Source organism: Paracoccus sp. (in: a-proteobacteria), assembly GCF_047973135.1.
In the GTDB taxonomy this organism is placed as follows: domain Bacteria; phylum Pseudomonadota; class Alphaproteobacteria; order Rhodobacterales; family Rhodobacteraceae; genus Paracoccus.
Map to the genome: position 1 here is coordinate 1 of NZ_JBKEBL010000068.1, position 18,616 is coordinate 18,616.

Sequence of the window (18,616 nt, forward strand, 5' to 3'; positions counted from 1 at the left end):
AGACCTTCAGCCCCGAACATGAAAAGACCCTGCGCCGGTTTTCAAGCTGGGAGGTGGCCGAACTGATCTTTTGCATCAATCAGTCCACCTTTCGCGGCAAGCTGGCCGGCGAGCCGAACCTTCCCCTCGGGGAAGTCGAAGAGGATGGCCGCCAGCGCTGGTTCAGCCTGGACGAGATAAATGAGCTGCGCCGCCGTGTGCGGATTGGCAAGCGGTCTTTGATGCCGCCCCGCCCCGCCGGCAAGCGCGCCTTTCGTGCCGCGATTGCCAATTTCAAGGGCGGTGCGGGGAAATCGACCGTGGCACTGCATTTTGCCCATGCCGCCGCGCTGGACGGCTATCGCGTGCTGGTCGTCGATTTTGACCCGCAGGCCACGCTAAGCCATTCCATGGGCCTGAGTGATGTGGGCGAGGATCACACCGTCTGGGGGATCATGGCGCGCGATCTTGAACGAGAGACGGACCGGATGAATGCAGCGACCTCGGGTGCTGAAAGCGGAACCGCCCTGCCCCAGCGCAAGCTGCCCGCCTCGATTCGCGACATGGGCCTTGGGACGTTGCGCCCGGCAGATTTCATCAAGCCGACGGCCTGGTCCACCATCGACATCGTGCCGTCATGCGCGAACGCCGCCTTTGTCGAATTTGCCAGCGCGCAGTATCGGCACCTGAACCCGGAATGGACATTCTTCGGCGCTGTGTCACGGTTCCTGGACAGCCTTGCCGACGACGCCTATGACCTGATCCTGTTCGATTGCCCGCCCGCCATCGGCTATCAGTCGATGAACGCCGTCTTTGCCGCCGACATGCTGTATATCCCGTCCGGCCCCGGCTATTGGGAATATGACTCGACCACCAGCTTCATCGGCCAGTTGTCCGAGGCTCTGGAGGATTTGTCCCACGGGTTTGAAAACTTCCCCGCGGGGAAGATCGCGCTGCCCAAGGCTTTTGCCGATATTCGCTTTCTGATGACCCGATACGAACCGTCGAACGATCTGCATCAGGCGATGATGGGTGCGTTCCGGCAGGTGTTTGGTGATCGCATGGCCGAGCATCCGATCGAGCTGACCCGTGCGGTCGAACAGTCAGGGCGGTTCCTCAGTTCGATTTACGAGATAGATTATCGCGAAATGACGCGCGGTACCTGGCGTCGGGCGCGGGCGACATTCGATCAGGGTTATGCCGAATTCAAGACCCATGTGCTGGCCGCATGGGACAAGCTGGAGGCTGACGCATGAGCCGTAAACGCCGCGTGTTCGACATTGAAATGCCCGACGATGATTCCGGTGGGGAAACCTTCCCCGCAGGGAAGGACGAAACCCGTCGCGGCCCGATGGCCGCAGCCATAGCCGAAACCGTTGAATCTACCCGTGATCGCGCCCGGATCGAGGCCGAGATCCGGGCCGAAAACGACGCTCTGGCGCAGGAACATGTGCGCCTGAAACGAGCGGGGCTGATCACCGATCTGATTCCTCTGGACGTGATCGATTCGCAGAAACTGACCCGCGACCGCGCGCCGGGCGCCGATCCGGAACTGGCGGAACTGATCGATTCTATCCGCGAAATAGGGCTGTCGAACCCGATCCGGGTCGAGCCTGCGGGGCAGGGACGTTATGAACTGATTCAGGGCTGGCGTCGTCTTTCGGCCTATCGCGCGCTGCTGGACGAAACCGGAGACGCGGAAAAATGGGGGCGGATTCCGGCCGGAATCGCAGCGCAGGGCGACGCTCTGGAACAGCTTTACCGGCGGATGGTGGATGAGAACATGGTCCGCAAGGATATCTCATTCGCTGAGATGGCACAGCTTGCCCTGCATTATGCGGCGGACCCGATGACGCAAGAGAATGACCCCGAAAAAGCGGTCGCGATCCTGTTCAGGTCGGCAGGCTATCAAAAGCGCAGCTATATCCGCAACTTCATTCCGCTGGTCGAAAACCTGGGCGATGTGTTGCTGCATGCGCAGGACATTCCGCGCAGCCTTGGGCTGGCGTTGGCGCAGCGCCTGGCGGAGGCGCCCGAGACGCTGGCCGCGATCCGGGCCAGCCTGGCCGAGCGTGAGAACCGGTCGCCGCGGGACGAACTGGACCTGCTGCGCGGTTTCGCAGGGCAGGGGGGCGAACAGGCCCCGCCGGCCGCCGCGCCGAAACCTCCGGCACCGCAGGCAAGGGCCAAGACCACTTTTCAGGTCGCGCGCCCGCAGGGACGGGCCAAGTGCACGGCGGCGAACGGGAGGCTGGAAATCCGGTTGGCCCGCGATTTTTCGACCGTGGATCGCCGCCGGTTAGAGGCCGCTGTGATAGCCTTGCTGGACAAGCTGGATTGACCTTCCCTGTGGGGAAGGTCTCTGGAAAGCCGCCGGGCAGCAGGGGCGGCTTTCCGGAAAACACCATCAACCAAGTAATCCGCATAATCGCTAATTAATGCGGATATAAACAGGCGAAATTTAGCCCGTCGGCCCACCGGCAATCTGCGCGGTGATCCAGTCGCGAAACGCGCTGATCGGCTTCAGCCCGGATTTCGCCTGCGGCCAAGCCAGCCAATAGGCCCCGGTGCCGGGCACGGCAGGGCGCAGGATCGGGGCCAGCCGCCCCTCGGCGATTTCGATCCGCGCGAGATAGTCAGGCAGCAGCGCAACCCCCAAACCCGAGATCGCCGCCTGGATCATCATCGAAAACTGATCCATCAGCATCCCGTTCGGCGTGACGCGGGCACCGACGCCCTGACCGACAAACCATGCCTCCCACGCGTTCAGCCGCGTTTCCAGTTGCAGCAGTACCAGACCGGCCAGATCGCCGGGGCCATTGACCGGATGTTCGCGCAGGAACGCGGGCGAGGCGCAGGCGGTGATACGTTCGTCGAACAGCTTGACATGCATCGCGCCGGGCCAGTCGTCGTGGCCGAAATAGATCACCGCGTCATAGGGCTCTGCATCAAAGCTGAAGGGTTTGAACCGCGTGGCCAGATTGACCGAAATGCCCGGATTGTCCGACAGGAAACGTGGCAGGCGCGGGGCCAGCCAGCGCGTCGCGAATGTCGGCAGCACGGCCAGATCAAGACTGCCGCCGTCAGGGTTGGCGATCAGGGACATGGACGACCGCTGGATCAGATCCAGCGCACGGGAAATGTCGCGGGCATAGCGCTGCGCGGAATCGGTCGGGATCAGCCGCCTGCGGTGGCGGACGAACAGCGGCTGGCCCAGTTGTGTCTCAAGCGTCTGGATCAGGCGGCTGACCGTGCTTTGCGTCAGCGCCAGATCCTGTGCCGCCACCGTGACCGAGCCGTTGCGCATCACCGCATCAAAGGCCATCAGCAGGCTGAGATTGGGCAGAAAGCGTCTTTGCCGCATTCATTCATTCCATACATGATCAGATGAGGATTATCCGTTTCCCGCGCCGCTTGCCAAGGGATATGAGTTGCCTCAAGAATGAGCGATCACGAGAGTCAGGGAGTCGACCATGTCCACCAAATCGCACAAGGGCCAGCCCTTCACCTGGGAAGATCCGTTCCTGCTGAACGATCAGCTGACCGAAGAAGAACGCATGATCCGCGACAGCGCGGCCGCCTTCGCCGCCGAAAGTCTGGCCCCGCGTGTCGAAAACGCCTATCTGACCGAACATACCGACCCGGAAATTTTCCGTGAAATGGGTGCGGCGGGAATGCTGGGTGTGACCGTGGACGAGGCATATGGCGGGGTAGGGGCCTCTTACGTCGCCTACGGTCTGGTCGCGCGCGAGATCGAGCGTATCGACAGCGGCTATCGCAGCATGGCGTCGGTGCAATCCTCGCTGGTGATGTTCCCCATCGAAGCCTATGGCAGCGAAGAACAAAAGCACAAATACCTGCCAAAGCTGGCCTCGGGCGAGTTTATCGGCTGTTTCGGCCTGACCGAGCCCGATGCGGGTTCCGATCCGGCGGGCATGAAGACGCGGGCAAAAAAGACCGATGGCGGCTATGTGCTGAACGGGGCCAAGATGTGGATCTCGAACGCGCCGATTGCCGATGTGTTCGTCGTCTGGGCCAAGTCCGAGGCGCATGGCGGCAAGGTGCGCGGCTTTGTGCTGGACAAGGGCATGAAGGGCCTCAGCGCCCCCAAGATCGAGGGCAAGCTTAGCCTGCGCGCCTCAATCACCGGCGAGATCGTGATGGAGGATGTCGAGGTCGGCGAGGACGCGCTGTTGCCCAATATCGAGGGCATGGGCGGCCCGTTCGGCTGTCTGAACCGCGCACGTTACGGCATTTCCTGGGGCGCGATGGGCGCGGCCGAGGATTGCTGGTTCCGCACCCGCCAATACGGGCTTGACCGCCACCAGTTCCAGAAACCGCTGGCCGCCACCCAGCTTTACCAGAAGAAACTGGCGGACATGCAGACCGAAATCTCACTGGGGTTGCAGGCCAGCCTGCGGGTCGGACGGCTGTTCGACGAGGGGAAATTTGCGCCCGAGATGATCTCGATCGTCAAGCGCAACAATTGCGGCAAGGCGCTGGACATTGCCCGTCAGGCCCGCGACATGCATGGCGGCAACGGTATCCAGATTGGCTATCACGTGATGCGCCATGCGCAGAATCTGGAAACCGTGAACACCTATGAGGGCACGCATGATGTTCACGCGCTGATCCTTGGCCGCGCGCAGACCGGGATTCAGGCCTTTGGCTGATGCGCCGCTGAAAGGGCTGCGGGTCGTCGAACTGGCCCGCATCCTCGCCGGCCCGTGGATCGGTCAGACCCTGGCCGATCTGGGTGCCGAGGTGATCAAGGTGGAATCGCCCGAAGGCGACGACACCCGCCGCTGGGGCCCGCCCTTCATCGAACGACCCCGCGCCGATGGCACGACCGAAGCCGTTGCCGCCTATTTCCACGCCGCCAATCGCGGCAAAAGCTCGGTCATCTGCGATTTCCGCGATGCGAATGATCTGGAGCGGCTGCGCGCGCTGATCGACAGCGCGGATGTCGTGGTCGAGAATTTCAAGCTGGGGGGATTGCGGAAATTCGGGCTGGATTATGACAGCCTTTCGGCCCGCAATCCGCGCCTTGTCTATGCCTCGATCACCGGGTTCGGGCAGGACGGGCCACGCGCCGCGCAGCCGGGCTATGATTTCCTGATTCAGGGCATGTCCGGCATCATGGACCTGACCGGCGACCCGCAGGGCGAGCCGCAAAAGGTCGGCGTGGCGTGGATCGACATTTTCACCGGGCTTTACGGCGTCATTGCCGTGCAGGCGGCGCTGGCCGAACGGGCGCGGTCGGGCAGGGGGCAGCATCTGGATCTGTCGCTGCTGGATTGCGGCGTGGCGGTGCTGGCCAATCAGGCGACGAATTTCCTGCTGGGGGGCAGCGTGCCGCATCGTCTGGGCAATGCCCATCCGAATATCGTTCCCTATCAGTTGTTTCCGGCATCCGACGGACATCTGATCATCGCCTGCGGCAATGACCGGCAGTTTCGCGCCCTGTGCGACTCGCTGGATCTGCTCTCGTTGCCCGACGATCCGGATTTCGCCTCCAATCCCGCACGTGTCGCCCATCGCGACCGGCTTGTTCCGTTGCTATCCGCGGCCACAGCTTTGCGCAGCCGGGCGGATCTCATTGCGGCGCTGGAGGGGGCGGGTGTCCCCGTCGGTCCGGTCAATGATGTGGCCGAAGCGCTGGCCGAGCCGCAGATTGCCGCGCGCGGCCTGCAAATCGCCCCCGAGGGCATTGCCGGTCTGCGTAGCCCGCTGCGCTTTTCCCGCAGCGATCTGGTGACGGATCGTGCCGCCCCCGCCCTTGGCGAAGGGGTGTGGAGTTTCAGCCAGCCTGTGGAAAGCGGGTGATCGCCGACAGCTTGTCGTTGATCGCGAAGTGATGGGCGACAATGCCGGTGATGCCGATATCGGTCAGCCGCGCCAGATGCTTGTCGGCATAGGCGCGGGCGGCGTCTGCCGTTTCGAACAGGTAGATGCCGCCCGCTCGCCCGGCATCGGCATCTTCGGTCCAGATTTTCCAGACCAGCCCCGGCTCGGCCGCGATGTCCTGCGCCAGACCGGTCATCAGCGCGGCCATTTCGGCCCCCCACGGCCCGGCAAAGGGAAAATCGATCTGAAAAACAACGGGCATGGTATCCTCCTGTGGTTGTGGTCAGCGGGCTACGGCGGATTGCGGTGGTTCGGCCGGTACAGCACCGGGCAGAGTGTCGCATTCGATAAAGACCCGTTTGGTGCAGCCCTGGCAGATCGACATGTCCATCTTCTCGATCGCCGCCGCGATGGCGTCGCCTTTCGAGATATGCAGGTGATCCTCGCCCAGCTCCTCTAATACATGAAAGCGGCGCAAGCATTCCAGCAGCGGCGGGAACAGCGCGACGATATAAAAATTGCCGCCCTGCGCGCGGACCTCGCGGATGGCATGAATCAGGAAATCGGCACCTGACAGGTCGATCTTGCCGACGCCTTTCAGATAGAACACCACATGCACCTGTCCGGGTCTCTTGTGACGCAGCTTTTTCCATTCGGCCTCGACATGCTCGACCGAACCGAAATACAGCGGCCCGTCCAGCCGGACCGTCACCATCTGCGGGCATTCGGGCACGCCATGCAGGTCGGCATTGCGGAACTTGCGCCGCCCGCTGGCCGCCTTGACCGGTGCGCTGACCCGCAGCGAGGGGTGCGAGCTTTCATAGATGAACACCGAGAACGAGGCGATAACGCCCACATAGATGGCGAAATCCAGTTCCAGCAGCAGGCCCGAGGCAAGGGTCAGGACCAGGATCAGCGTCTCGGGGCGCGAGGTGGCGACGATATGGCGGATCTCGTTCCGGTCGATCAGCCGCCATGCGACATAGAGGATCAGCCCCGCCATCGCCGGTTTCGGTATCAGGGTAATATAGCTGCCAAAGATCAGCAGGATCGCCGCCAGCATCACGCTGGCCGAAATCGCCGAAAGCGGTGTTCTGGCCCCCGCCTCGGCATTGACGCCCGAGCGCGTGAAAGAGCCCGACCCGGCATAGCAGTGAAAGAACGACCCGATGCTGTTCGACAGGCCCTGACCGATCATTTCCTGATTGGGGCCAAAGGGCTCGTGCCGCCGCAGCGCAAAGGTCCGCCCGATCGAGATCGCCTCAAGCAGGCCAACCAGCGCGATGGCGGCGGCGCCGGGGGCCAGGATGGTGATGTCGGTCCAGGACAGATGCGGCATGCCAAAGCCGGGCAGGGCGGCGGGGATCGGGCTTAACATCTCGACCCCTTTATCCGCCGCGCCGGTCAGCGCGGCAATCAGCCCGCCGACGAACAGCGCGATCAGAAAACCCGGCGCGCGCGGTGCGAAACGCTGGAACAGGGCGACGGTGGCCAATGTGCCGAAGGCGATGGCAAAGGCCAGTGGATGCGCCTCTGGGAAAGCCTCGATGACACGGATGACCCGCTCTACGATATTGCCGCCGCCTGCGACGTGCAGCCCGAACGCCCCGGCAAGCTGGCTGACCCCGATGAGCGTCGCTGCCGCCGCCGTGAAGGCCACGATCACCGAATGCGACACAAAGGACACCAGCCCCCCCAGCCGCGCCATACCCGCCGCGACCTGAAACAGCCCGACCAGCAGCGTCAGCAGCAGCGCAAGCTGGACATAGCGTTCACTGCCGGGCTCTGCCATGCCTGCCAGTGTGGCGAACAGCAGCGCCGAGATCGCGGTGGTGGGCCCCGAGACCATCACCATCGACGACCCCAGCAGCGCGGCCAGCGCCGCTGTCACCATGGCCGTGTACAGGCCATATTCGGCGGGCAACCCGGCGATGGTGGCAAAGGCGACGCCCTGCGGCAGGACGATGGCGGCGTTGGTCAGACCGGCCAGCAGATCGGCCTTGGCCGTGGCTGGCGTCATGCGGCGCAGCCAGGTTGTGGCCGGGAACAGGTTCAACCGCGCCATATCACACGGCGCGCGGCGCGGATGCGCCGGGGCATGGGTAATTCATGATAACAATCTCTGATTTGTGTCGACTCTCTCCCTGATCTCCATACTCACAAGGATTACCCCTCAGGTCAAACGGTTGCGGGGGATTTTCCGGGTTTTCCGGCGGGTCGGGCGTTGAACGGCAATGTTCACTGTTAGCCGACGGGCCGGATCGTGTTAGGCTGGATCAGTTGGCGGAACAGGCGCGGCGTGCGCCCTTCGTCCGAGCCACAGGAAAAATGGGGGTAAGATGAAAGTGACAAGGTTTGCGATGATCGCCGCGTTGTCTTTGGCGGCTGTTCCGGCTTCGGCTGCGACCTATACATTCAACGTGGCGGTGGTGGAAAGCATCGACCTGCCGACATGGGGGCTGGATTTCCCCGATCTCGGGACGGTGGGAACAATCAGCTTTACGCTGGATGCCGCCGCGCTGGACGGGGATGGCGATCCGAGCACATTCGTGGGCAGCGACATGCCACTGAACCCCGCGCTGGCAGACGCCTCCGCGTCGATCGCGGGGCTGACCGCGTCGCTGAGCGGGGCAACGATCTATGGCTTTCCCGGACGGGCGCGGTTCAGCAACGGTGACTTTTCGCCCATCGAGGTTAACGACGCCGGAGCGAATTGTCCGCCCCTGGGCTGTACCCTTGCGGGCAATTTCAGCGTCTATGCCACGGGCACACCGGTCAGCTTTGCCGATGTCGAGGCGATGCTGAACGATCCCTTGGCCACCGTCCGCTTCAGCTTTAACGGGACGGCGGCGGGCGAATATGTCAGCTTTGCCGCCGAAACCGCCGCAACGCCGGTCATCCCGCTGCCTGCCAGCGGGGTTCTGATGCTGGCGGTGCTGGGGGCGGGGGCGGCCTTTGCGCGGCGGTCGTCACGCGGATAGCAGATTGACGACATTGACCTGTGGGCAGGTGGCCCGCGCGATGTCGCAGAGATGGCGGTGGTGGGTCAGATAGATGACCTGCCCCACGCGGGACATCGCGGTCAGCAAGGCGAATGTGGCGGCCCCGCGGTCGTCGTCAAAGCTTTCCATGATGTCGTCGGCGATAAAGGGCACGACGGGGCGGCTTTGGGCCAGTTCGTGAAAGCCCGCGATGCGCAGCGCAAGGTAAAGCTGGAAGCGCGTGCCTTTTGACATGTCGGCGGCCAGCTTTGCCGCGCCGCCCTTGCTGTGCGCGACCAGAACCTCTTGCGCGCCGTCGGGTTGCGCGGCAAGGCTGGCATAGGCACCGCAGCTAAGCTGCCGGAATGCGTCCGAGGCGCGGTTCAACATCGCGCTGCGGTGCTGGTCGCGATAGCGCCGCAACCCGGCCTCGAAGGCGATCAGGCCAATGCGCGCGGCAAGATGGTCCTGCACCCGTTCGCGCGTGTCTTGCAGCAAGTTGGCGCGGTTCTGGGCGATGCGGGCCAGCGCGTCGTCGCCGCCGACATCATCGACCAGACGTCTGGCCTCAAGACAGGCGCTGTGGCGGGTCTCGGTCTCGTCGCGCTGAAGTTGCAGGTCGGTCTTCAGGGCTTCGATTTTCTGACGGGTTGCGTCGGCGTCGTCGTCATCCGCCGGGACGGGCCGTTCGCGCAGCGATGCGCGCAGCGCTGCGATCTGCTGGCGCAGGGTGGCGGCTTCGATGCAACTGGCGACATGGACGGGCAGGCGGTCGGGATCGCCGTCCCATCCGATCGCCGCACCGATCCTGGCGGCCTCGTCGTTCCGCGCCGAAAGGGCGCGGCTGTCGTCGCTGTCCTGTTGCTGTTCGTCGCAGATCTGATCGTCGATCATCAGATGATCGCGGGCGATGTCCCTTGCGCGGCGAAGGCGGGGCAGGATGTCGGTCCAGGCGGTTGTGTCCGGCAGCCCCAGCGCGGCGACGACCTGCGATTTTGCGTCCTGAAACCGTTTGCGGTTTGATTCCATCTTGTCGATGCGGTCGTTCAGGGCATCCAGCGCGCGGCTTTCGGCCCCCAGCCTGTCAAGCTGGTCCAGCATCGCGCCCAGTCCGGGCGAATCGTCGGGATGTGCGGAAAGAATGCTGCCATGACTGGCCGTTGCCCAGTCTCTGCGCCATTGCGCCAGCGCGTCTTGCGCCTGAGCTTCGGTCTGTTCGCGTTCGCGCTGCGCATTGGCAAGCTCTTTCAGGCGCTGGCGGATGTCATCGTTGCGCTCGGCCGCGTCGATCCGGGCGGTGGCGGTCGCGAACAGTGGTTCGTAATCCGCTGCGTCGCCCCTGTCGGGCTGGTCAAGCGCGACGGCCAGCGCGTGGGCGGCGGTGGCCAGCGCTTCGTCGCAGCGCCGCAGGTTGTTTTCCGCGTCCAGCAGCGCCTGCCGGTGATCAAGCGCGGCAAGGCGGCGGTCCAGCCATGCCTTCAGATCAGCAAGGGTCGCGCCGGTCAGTTCAAGCGCGGAGCAGGCGGCGGCGATGGCAGTCTCTGTCGCGGTCAGCGCGTGCCGGGCGGTTTCCAGATTGGTCCTTGCCAGTTCAAGACGTTCTGAAAGCCGGTCCTGTCCGGCCTGCTGCAAGGCTTCGCGGCGGGCATCGGCCATCGCCTCGGCGACAAGGGCCGAGACGCGGTCGTCTTCGCGCAAGGCCTGTTCGAATGCGTCGGCGCTGGATGTATCAAGGCTTTGGCGATGCGCGGCCCACAGGGTTTCGCGGCGGCTGCGCGCGGCGGCGGCAGCGGCCAGCGTCACGCCGGTTGCGGATTGCGCCCGCGTCTGGCCAAGCGTTTCGGCGCGGCTGCGATCCAGATCCGCGCCCAGACTTTCGGCCTCGCGCTGCGCATCGTGCTGTTTCCTGCGGGCGGTTTCCAGTTCCGCTTCCCATGCCGTGATCTGCCAGTCCGCGGGAACCGTCAGCCCGGCCAGCGCGCCGCCATCCCCGGCCCATGGTGCCAGATCCGCAATCGCGGCGGTCAGCGCAGCCTGCGCCTGATCCCGGTCGCGCAGCGCCCGCGCCCGGTTGTCGGCGACGTCTTGGGCGCGCAGCCGTTTCACCAGCTTGGTCAGCGCCTCTTCGTTACCCGCCGGGCCCGGATCGCCATGCAGCGCGCGTTCGCGGGCCAGAAGATCGCTGGCCTTGCGGGTTTCGGCGGTTGCGGTCCGGGCAGCGGTGATCACGCCCGAATGTTCCGCCAGCAGGCCCCGCATCCGCGCCAGCGCCGCATCGGGCAGCGCGATTTCGGAAGGCTTGGCGTCGGGATGCCCCAGCTCGGACAGCAAGACGCGCAGCCTCAGCCTAATCTCTTGCGCTTCGGCAATGCGGCGGGGCAGATCCTTGAGGGCGGTTTCATGTTCGGCCCGCATGGCCTCGGCCGCCTCGATCTGCTCGGCATGGGCCAGCGCGGCGGGGTCGGCGGTCAGTGCGCTGCGCTTGTCCGCCAGCCCTTGCAGGCGCTGCGCGTGGTCGGCGATCCGGTTTATCAGCGTCTGACGGTCCTGTTCGATATGCTCGACCCGGTCGCGCAGCCCCGCATCGGCATCGGGAAGCTGCGACAGTGGTGCCAGCCTGTCCTCAAGCCCCGCAAGCTGCGCCAGCAGCGGAAAGGTTCCGGCCAGTTCCTGACAGCGTTCCAGGGCATGACGGGTCTCGTCTTCGCGGGCCCGCGCCTCGCGCCAGGCCTGTTCCGAGGCATCTGCCTCGCGGGTCAGGTTTTTCAGAGCGTTCGCCGAAACCTCGATCTGCTTGCGCTGGCGGTCCAGTTCCTCCAGTTGCTTTCTGGCATCGTAAAGCCCGCCGCTGCGCTTGCCGCGACGGTGAAATCCGTCCAGCTTGCCGCGCAGCGATTCCAGCCGGGGCGCCAGACCCGTCAGGCCCGAACTGGCCGAGAACAGCATCTCGCCCAGATCGCCATGGTTCGCCAGAATGCTTTCGCCTCCCTTTACCAGCGTGTCGTCGTCCAGCGAGAACATCGCGCAATACCCGTCCCGCGAAAGATTGCCGTGCAGCGATTGCAGCAGCGTCTCGGGGATGGGGGCGTCGTGTTCGTCCAGCAGGCTGGCGGCATTGCGCTTCAACCGCTTCATTTCGTGATGCGCGCCCGCATGGGACAAAAGCGCGCCGATCTGCATGGTCGGGCCGGGATGCAGAAAGTCATGGCGGCTGCGTTTGGGAATCTGGAACAGAAAATCCAGCCAGGCCGAAAACAGCGTGGATTTTCCCGCCTCGTTCGGCCCATAGATGATGTGAAGATCGGGCTCGCCCGGCGCAGGTGGCGCGAAGGTCAGGCTTTTATCCGTAAAGTTGCCATAGCGGGTCAGGTCAAGTCGTTCGAGACGCATCAATCCGCCGTTTCTTCTGCCAGCCCGGACAGGATGACTGGTGTGCCGCGCGCCAGCAGGTCCAGACATATGCCTGTCATGTCCGCCTCGTTCTGCCCAAGAATGTCGCGCAGTTCCGGCGGCAGATCGCGTGACAATTCCTCTGCCGCTGCGGTGATCGCAGCCCTGACACCGGCATCCCCCGGCAATTCGTTCAGAACCAGATCCACCAGATCCTGCGGCAATTGCGCCCCGTACTGGGTCGGGCCTGCCGGCAACAGGCCCAGTTCCAGCTTGTCGATCCAGATGCCCGCATCGGTGGCGAAGGCGCGGGCTTCTTCGGTCAGCCGGTCAAGATCGCGGGCCAGACGCCAGGCAAGCGGCGTGGACCCGGTCAGAACCGGGCGGATCACCAGGCGATCCTCGGGGCGGGTGGCCTGTGCGGCACCCCGGATCCCGGTTTCCAGAAGGGTCAGCAGATCGGGCCATTCCGTCACCGCGTCACAATCCAGCGTCAGCCGGTCGAACCGGATCGGCGCAACGCTGCGCCGTTCCAGAGTGGTGGCATTGTCATCCCCGACCGTGACCAGCGTAACCGAGCATTCCCCCGCCTCGCCGATGTCGCGCCCCTGCGGGGTGCCGGGCATCACCACGACCGGCGGGCCGGGATATTCGGTGCGGCGATGGATATGCCCCAACGCCCAGTAATCATAGCCCTGCGCCGCCAGATCGGCGGCGCTGCAAGGCGCGTAATTGTCATGCCCCGGACTGCCGTTCAGGCTGGTATGCAGCATGCCGATATTGAACGCGCCCGGAACCGGTGCCGGATAGCGCGGCAACAGGCTTTCGGGGGCGTGGGCTTCGCGAAAGCTTAACCCGTGGATTGCGATCCGGTGGCCGTCGATCTCAATTTCGCTGGTCGAGGCGCGCCCGCCGAACACCGTGGTGTTTTCGGGCGGGTCCAGCTCACCGGTCTGGCGGGCAAGGGCGTCGTGATTGCCGCGGATGACAAAGCAGCCAATACCGGCGCCGTGCAGCCGCAGCAATTCCTGCTTCAGAAAGCGTGGCGTCTTGGTCGAACTGTAATCGCCATCCCACAGATCGCCCGCAATCAGCAGAAATCCGACCGCCTCGTCGATGCACAGATCCACGATCCGCGAAAACGCTGTTCTGGATGCCGTGCCGATTTCCCGCGCAAGCTCCGGGTCGCGGAAAGCCATCGCTTTCAGGGGTGCGTCAAGGTGCAGATCAGCAGTGTGTACAAACCGAAAAGTCAAGTCAAGAGGCCAGCCTGAGAGTTGTTGCCGTGACGGCCCGGTTGTTATGGGCCGTCGCGGCAGGCCCGGCAAGTCCTATCCCGCTTGCAGCAAGCCGCGCCCCGCCAGATTTCGCATCAGCGCGCGCGTGCCAAAGGTCCATGGCGCCGCCTCGTCGGAATAGACGACCGTGTTTTTCAGGCTACCCAGAAGCGGGGTCGAGATTTCGACGATGTCGCCCGGCTTGTGGGTGAAGCCCGATCCTTTTTCGGCGCGGTCCTGCGTGGGCGCGAACATGGTGCCCAGAAACAGCATGAAGCCATCGGGGTACTGGTGCGACTTGTTCAGGGTCTGGCCGACCAGATCGGCGGGCTTGCGGCTGATTTCGGACATGTTCGACTGCCCGGTCATGCTGAAGCCGTCGGTGCCGGTCACGGACATGGTCAGGGTCGCCGCTTCGATGTCGGACAGGGTGAAATCCCGGTCAAACAGCCGGATAAAGGGGCCTATGGCGCAAGAGGCGTTGTTGTCCTTGGCCTTGCCCAGCAGCAGCGCTGACCGCCCCTCGACATCGCGCAGGTTGACATCATTGCCAAGCGTCGCGCCGCGAATATGGCCCCGGCTGTCCACCGCCAGCACGATCTCGGGTTCGGGGTTGTTCCAGTTCGAGATGCGGTTCACGCCGACCGGTGCGCCATGACCGACCGCCGACATGGGCTGCGACTTGGTAAAAACCTCGGCGTCAGGGCCGATGCCGACCTCAAGATATTGCGACCACAACCCTTCGGCGATCAGCGCGGCCTTGACCTCGGCGGCCTTTGCCGATCCGGCCTCGATATCTGACAAGTTGTCGCCGATCAGCCTGCCGATGCGCTGACGCAGCTCGTCGGCGCGGGCCGGGTCGCCGGCGGTGCGTTCGTCGATGACCCGTTCGACCATGCTGCGGGCAAAGGTCACGCCACAGGCTTTCAGCGCCTGAAAATCGCAGGGGGCCAGCAGGCAGGGCAGGTCCGCGTGATAGCCCATTTTCTCCGGAGAATGCACGAAATCCGCAAGCTTGCCGACGGGGTTTCCTTGCAGGTTGTCGAAGCGCCCGGCGGGATCGTCATCCAGAAAATCCGCCATCGTGACGACGCTGCCGGTCACATCCACGACCTGATCGCCGCGCAGGATCACGACGCACGGGCCTTTGCCGGGTTGCCAGATACGTCCAACCAGTCTGGCATTGTCGTGAGAATCGGGTAGCATGACGAACTCCTCCAGTTCATAGTTTTACTACTTATTCAATTGCGCGGGAATCGCTGCCCGCTATGTCTAGCATCGCCGGAACGCGGTGGAAATATGACAATTTTCTTTTATTTGCTTGGAGTTTTCGCCGACAGTCACGCGCATCTTTGTGCCGCGGGATGCGGTGGGGGCTTGCGAAAATATAGTATTGCTATATGACTGTCAGCATACTGGCGCGACCCGCCGAATGCCGGAGGATGATCTTGAAAGACGGGGCTTTTCACCAGACAATATCCGCGCTTGACGGAAAGCTGTTCATCGGCGGGGCGTTCCGCACCGGTTCCGGCGACCGCCTGCCCGTCGAAAACCCCGCGATCGGGGCCGTTATCGGCCATATCGCGGCGGCAACGGCGGATGACGTGGATGAGGCCGTTCAGGCAGCGCGGCGGGCCTTTTGCACATGGTCGCAAAAGCCGCCACGACAGCGCGCCGACGCGTTGCACCGTCTGGGTGGCCTGATCGCCGATGATGCGGAAACAATGGCGCGGATCATGACGGCCGAACAGGGCAAGCCGGTGAACGAGGCGCGGGGCGAAATCTTGAAACTGGCCGAGGCCTGTCATTTCTATGCCGAAGAGGCGACGCGCGTGCATGGAGAGATCGTGCCAAACGATCAGCCCGGCTATCAAAGCCTTGTCACGCGCGAACCCATAGGGGTTGTCGGTGCGATCACGCCGTGGAATTACCCGGCGGAACTGGTCGGCTGGAAACTGTGCGCCGCCCTGGCTGCGGGCTGCACCATCGTGATCAAGCCCGCCGAACTGACGCCCTTTACCGCGCTGGCCATCGCCGAAAAATGCGCCCGCGCCGCCATCCCCGCCGGTGTTGTCAACGTCCTGACCGGCAAGGGATCGGTCGTGGGGCAGGCGCTGGTCGAACATCCCGGCATCGACAAGATTGCCTTTACCGGATCAAGCGCGGTCGGGCTGCATATCCAGCAAAGCTGCCCGCAGGTCAAACGGCTGTCGCTGGAACTGGGTGGCAATTGTCCGATGATCGTGACGGCCAGCGCGGATATTGCCGCTGCGGTCAAGGGTGCGGCGCGGCGCAGTTTCCGCAATTGCGGGCAGATCTGCATCGCGATCAACCGGATCTATGTGCATCGTCTGGTCCATGACGAATTTCTGTCGGGGCTGGCTGCTGCTGCCGATGCGCTGAGCGTCGGCAACGGGCTTGATCATCCGGACGCGGATCTGGGTGCCATGGCTTCGGCTGCGCCCTTGGCGAAAACCCGCGCCCATCTTCTGGACGCGCTGTCAAAAGGTGCGCGTCTGATCGCGGGCGGGGCCGCGCCCGAGGGCGACGAATATGCCGACGGCCATTTCTTTCGCCCGACCGTTCTGGCTGATTGTACCCATCAAATGCTGGTCATGACCGAGGAAACCTTTGGCCCGCTGGTCGGGGTGGCGGCCTATGACGATCTGGAACAGGCGATCGGGCTGGCCAATGACACGCCCTACGGGCTGGCCGCCTATGCCTATGTCCGTGATCTGACCGAACTTCAACGGCTGTCCGCTGGTCTGGATTACGGCAATGTCGCGGTGAACAATGTCGATGCGGGCATCATGAACGCGCCCTATGGCGGGCGCAAGCAAAGCGGCGTCGGATATGAGCATGCCCGCGAGGGGCTGCTGGAATATTTCAATTTCAAGCATGTGCGGCTGCATCACGGCGCAGGGGGTTAGATCATGCAGGCGTTGTTGGGTATCGACATCGGAACCTCGGGCTGCAAGGCCCTGCTGATCGACACGCAGGGCGCGGTTATTGCGGCGGATACGGCGACCTATCCGCTGTCCCAGCCCCGCCCCGGCTGGACCGAGCAAGACCCCGCGCTGTGGGTTGACGGTGCAAGGCAGGCGGTGGCGGCCGCGCTGGCGCGCGCGCCACAGGTCGAATTGCTGGCGATCGGTCTGTCGGGGCAGATGCACGGGCTGACCCCGCTGGACCGCGACGGACAGGTGCTGCGCCCGGCGATCCTGTGGAACGATCAGCGCAATGCGGCGGAATGCGCCGAACTGACCCGGATGGCGGGCGGGCTGGATGGCCTGCTGGCGGCGACCAATAACCGGATGCTTGTCGGCTATACCGGTGGCAAGATCCTGTGGATGCGGCGGCACGAACCGGATCTGTTCGCCCGGATGACGGTCATGCTGAACCCCAAGGACTATTTGCGCCTGCGCCTGACCGGCGAGATCGCGACCGAGGTTTCGGATGCGTCGGGAACCGGGCTTTTCGACGTGCGTGGCCGCAGATGGGCGACCGCGCTGGCCGAAAGGGTCGGGATCGACCCGGCCCTTCTGCCGCCCGTGCATGAATCGCATGTCGTGTCGGGGCGGATCTCACAGGCCGGGGCCGGGCTGTTCGGGCTGCCCAAAGGTGTGCCGGTCGTTGGCGGAGGGGGCGACAGCGTCATACAGACCATCGGTTCCGGCGTGATCGCGCCGGGGGATTTGCAGACGACCATTGGCACGGCAGGTATTCTGGCGGCGGCGCTGGACACGCCTCGGGACAATCCTGACGGGCGCTTGCAGGTGTTTTGCAATGTCGCGCCCGACAAGTGGCATTGCATGGGGGTTTCGCTGAATGCGGGCGGCGCGATGGGGTGGTTTCGCGATACGGTCTGCGCGGGGCAAGGCGCTGCCATGGCTTTTGATCAAATCACCGCCGAGGCCGCGACCTCGCCGCCGGGCGCGCGCGGGCTGCTGTTTCTGCCCTATCTGAACGGCGAACGCTGCCCCCATCCCGACCCGCAGGCGCGCGGGGCCTTTGTCGGCCTGACGGCGCGGCATACGCGCGCGGACATGGCGCGCGCCGTCATGGAGGGCGTGGTTCATGCCTTTGCGGATATGCATACGCTGATGCAGCCGATGGGGATTTCGGGAAAGGTCATCAAGGCTTCGGGCGGCGGGGCGCGCAGCCAGCTTTGGCGGCAGATCCAGGCCGATATGTTTGGCTGCGATGTCGTGACGACCGAAGGGGCCGCCGAGGGCGCGGCTTTCGGCGCGGCGCTGGTGGCGGGCGTGGGCGTCGGCGTCTGGTCCGATGCCCCGGCAGCGGCGGCTGTTTGCCGTGACCTGACACGCGATCGCGCTGATCCGTCGAATGCGCAGGTCTATGGCCGTGCGGGGTGCATTTATCGCGAACTCTACCCTGCGCTTTCAGCCGGTTTTGCCGCCTTGGGCGACCAGATCTTCGACCGATGACCGCAGGAGGCCCAAAGGTGACACGTTATTCCGCACTGATATTCGATCTTGACGGGACGCTGATCGACAGCGCGCCGGATATCGCTGCGGCGCTGAATGTCGGCTTTGCGCAGAACGGCTGGCCACCGGTCAGCGCGCCGGAGGTCGAGAAATTCACCGGCAACGGCCCGCATCGTCTGATCCGCGATATTCTTCAGGACAGGAACATCCCGCATGACGATGCGGGGGTGCGGCGTGCCTTTGAGGCTTATCTGCGCGCCTATCTTGACGATCCCGCCGGGCGGACCCGGTTCTATGACAACGTGCCCGAGGATCTGGCAGGGCTGCGGAATGCGGGCTTGCGGCTGGGGATCTGCACGAACAAGAATCACGAGGTGACGGGCAGGGTGCTGGCGCAACTGGGCCTGACCGAAATGTTCGAGGTCGCCTTGGGTGCCGATGTCGTGCCCGCCTGCAAGCCGGATCCCGGCCATCTGTTTGCCGTGGCTGATCGTATGGGGCTGGTCGGCGGCAGTTGGGCCTATATTGGCGATACGGTCGTTGACAAGGCGACGGCGGATGCGGCGGGCGTTCCCTTCTATGTGGTGCCCTGGGGCTGTGGTCCGACCGTGCCGGTCGCGGCGTCGCAAAGGCTGACCCGCCTTGCGGATTTGCTGCGCTACGCCGCCGTCTCGACAACCAATGACGGGTAAGC

14 protein-coding genes are annotated in these 18,616 nt (G+C 64.2%); 8 read left to right on the forward strand and 6 right to left on the reverse strand.

Features of this window, described 5'->3' with window-relative positions:
* Together ACK5L9_RS05785 and ACK5L9_RS05790 are read left to right on the forward strand one after the other, a co-directional pair.
* Positions 1–1,235, forward strand: a 1,235-nt coding sequence (locus ACK5L9_RS05785) for an AAA family ATPase (protein ID WP_416910509.1), incomplete at its 5' end; no start/stop codon positions are given.
* Positions 1,232–2,320, forward strand: coding sequence for a ParB/RepB/Spo0J family partition protein (locus ACK5L9_RS05790; RefSeq protein ID WP_416910510.1), 1,089 nt, complete (start codon positions 1,232–1,234; stop codon positions 2,318–2,320). The genes ACK5L9_RS05785 and ACK5L9_RS05790, both read left to right, overlap by 4 nt.
* Before the next feature lie 120 nt (positions 2,321–2,440).
* Here ACK5L9_RS05790 and ACK5L9_RS05795 read toward each other — a convergent pair whose 3' ends face one another.
* Positions 2,441–3,343 carry a LysR family transcriptional regulator gene (locus ACK5L9_RS05795; RefSeq protein WP_416910511.1) on the reverse strand — a complete coding sequence of 301 codons (903 nt, stop codon included), beginning with the start codon at positions 3,341–3,343 and terminating at the stop codon, positions 2,441–2,443.
* A 109-nt stretch (positions 3,344–3,452) separates the two neighbouring features.
* On the opposite strand from ACK5L9_RS05795, the gene ACK5L9_RS05800 reads away from it, so the two are divergent.
* The gene (locus ACK5L9_RS05800; RefSeq protein WP_416910512.1) at positions 3,453–4,652 is read left to right on the forward strand and encodes an acyl-CoA dehydrogenase; all 1,200 of its coding nucleotides are present in this window, start codon (positions 3,453–3,455) and stop codon (positions 4,650–4,652) included.
* A complete protein-coding gene (locus ACK5L9_RS05805; protein WP_416910513.1) occupies positions 4,645–5,805 on the forward strand; it encodes a CaiB/BaiF CoA transferase family protein in 1,161 nt (386 codons plus the stop codon). The genes ACK5L9_RS05800 and ACK5L9_RS05805 overlap by 8 nt, the downstream gene beginning before the upstream one ends.
* Here ACK5L9_RS05805 and ACK5L9_RS05810 read toward each other — a convergent pair.
* Both ACK5L9_RS05810 and ACK5L9_RS05815 read right to left on the reverse strand, forming a co-directional pair.
* Complete coding sequence (locus ACK5L9_RS05810) at positions 5,780–6,088, reverse strand: monooxygenase (protein ID WP_416910514.1); 309 nt, start codon at positions 6,086–6,088, stop codon at positions 5,780–5,782. The genes ACK5L9_RS05805 and ACK5L9_RS05810 overlap by 26 nt on opposite strands.
* 21 nt (positions 6,089–6,109) lie before the next feature.
* Positions 6,110–7,846, reverse strand: a complete 1,737-nt coding sequence (locus ACK5L9_RS05815) for a SulP family inorganic anion transporter (protein ID WP_416910515.1) — start codon at positions 7,844–7,846, stop codon at positions 6,110–6,112.
* Positions 7,847–8,165: 319 nt separating this feature from the next.
* On the opposite strand from ACK5L9_RS05815, the gene ACK5L9_RS05820 reads away from it, so the two are divergent.
* A complete protein-coding gene (locus tag ACK5L9_RS05820; protein ID WP_416910516.1) occupies positions 8,166–8,807 on the forward strand; it encodes a hypothetical protein in 642 nt (213 codons plus the stop codon).
* Here ACK5L9_RS05820 and ACK5L9_RS05825 read toward each other — a convergent pair.
* The 3 genes from ACK5L9_RS05825 to ACK5L9_RS05835 form a co-directional block, all read right to left on the reverse strand.
* Positions 8,796–12,197: an AAA family ATPase gene (locus ACK5L9_RS05825; RefSeq protein WP_416910517.1), complete on the reverse strand. Its 3,402-nt coding sequence runs from the start codon at positions 12,195–12,197 to the stop codon at positions 8,796–8,798. The two genes, ACK5L9_RS05820 and ACK5L9_RS05825, sit on opposite strands and share 12 nt — an antisense overlap.
* Entirely contained in the window at positions 12,197–13,453 is a 1,257-nt protein-coding gene (locus ACK5L9_RS05830; RefSeq protein ID WP_416910518.1) for a metallophosphoesterase family protein, read from the reverse strand. The genes ACK5L9_RS05825 and ACK5L9_RS05830 overlap by 1 nt, the downstream gene beginning before the upstream one ends.
* Positions 13,454–13,528: 75 nt before the next feature.
* Complete coding sequence (locus tag ACK5L9_RS05835) at positions 13,529–14,680, reverse strand: fumarylacetoacetate hydrolase family protein (RefSeq protein ID WP_416910519.1); 1,152 nt, start codon at positions 14,678–14,680, stop codon at positions 13,529–13,531.
* Between the two features lie 242 nt (positions 14,681–14,922).
* Here ACK5L9_RS05835 and ACK5L9_RS05840 point away from each other — a divergent pair, with 242 nt between their 5' ends.
* From ACK5L9_RS05840 to ACK5L9_RS05850, 3 genes are read left to right on the forward strand one after another with little or no spacing between them, the layout of a single operon-like run.
* Positions 14,923–16,404, forward strand: coding sequence for an aldehyde dehydrogenase family protein (locus tag ACK5L9_RS05840; protein WP_416910520.1), 1,482 nt, complete (start codon positions 14,923–14,925; stop codon positions 16,402–16,404).
* 3 nt (positions 16,405–16,407) lie between these two features.
* The gene (gene xylB, locus ACK5L9_RS05845; protein WP_416910521.1) at positions 16,408–17,922 is read left to right on the forward strand and encodes a xylulokinase; all 1,515 of its coding nucleotides are present in this window, start codon (positions 16,408–16,410) and stop codon (positions 17,920–17,922) included.
* A gap of 17 nt (positions 17,923–17,939) precedes the next feature.
* A complete protein-coding gene (locus tag ACK5L9_RS05850) occupies positions 17,940–18,614 on the forward strand; it encodes an HAD family hydrolase (protein WP_416910522.1) in 675 nt (224 codons plus the stop codon).
* Positions 18,615–18,616 lie beyond the last annotated feature (2 nt).